The sequence below is a fragment of the Tsukamurella sp. M9C genome, assembly GCF_020169415.1.
Classification (GTDB): domain Bacteria; phylum Actinomycetota; class Actinomycetes; order Mycobacteriales; family Mycobacteriaceae; genus Tsukamurella.
This window is the reverse complement of the sequence record NZ_JAIULG010000110.1, coordinates 1-403: the sequence shown is the minus strand read 5'-3', so window position 1 is coordinate 403 and position 403 is coordinate 1. Positions and strand designations below refer to the sequence as shown.

1 protein-coding gene is annotated in these 403 nt (G+C 78.7%); it reads left to right on the top strand.

Going from position 1 to position 403, the window contains the following annotated elements; all coding sequences use genetic code 11:
* Positions 1-191 precede the first annotated feature (191 nt).
* Positions 192-403: signal recognition particle receptor subunit alpha (locus LB823_RS23610; RefSeq protein ID WP_224652217.1), on the top strand; the 212-nt coding region annotated here is incomplete at its 3' end.

The window sequence follows — 403 nt, the reverse complement described above, 5'->3', positions numbered from 1 at the left end:
GGGGGGGGGGGGGGGGGGGGGGGGGGGGGGGGGGGGGGGGGGGGGGGGGGGGGGGGGGGGGGGGGGGGCTCGCGGTGCCCGGCGACGAAGCGGCCGTCCGGGCCCGCGCCGAGGAGGCCGTCATCGCCGTTCTGCCGGAGGCCGCGCCGCCTGCGCCACCGGACGACGAGCCGACCCGATAGTCTGGAGCAATGTTCGAATCCCTCTCCGATCGGCTCACAGGCGCGCTCAAGGACCTGCGCGGCAAGGGCCGGCTCACCGACGCCGACATCGACGCGACGGCGCGCGAGATCAGGCTCGCGCTGCTCGAGGCCGACGTCGCGCTGCCCGTGGTGCGCGCCTTCGTCGCCCGGGTCAAGGAGCGGGCCAAGGGCCACGAGGTCTCGGCCGCGCTCAACCCCGC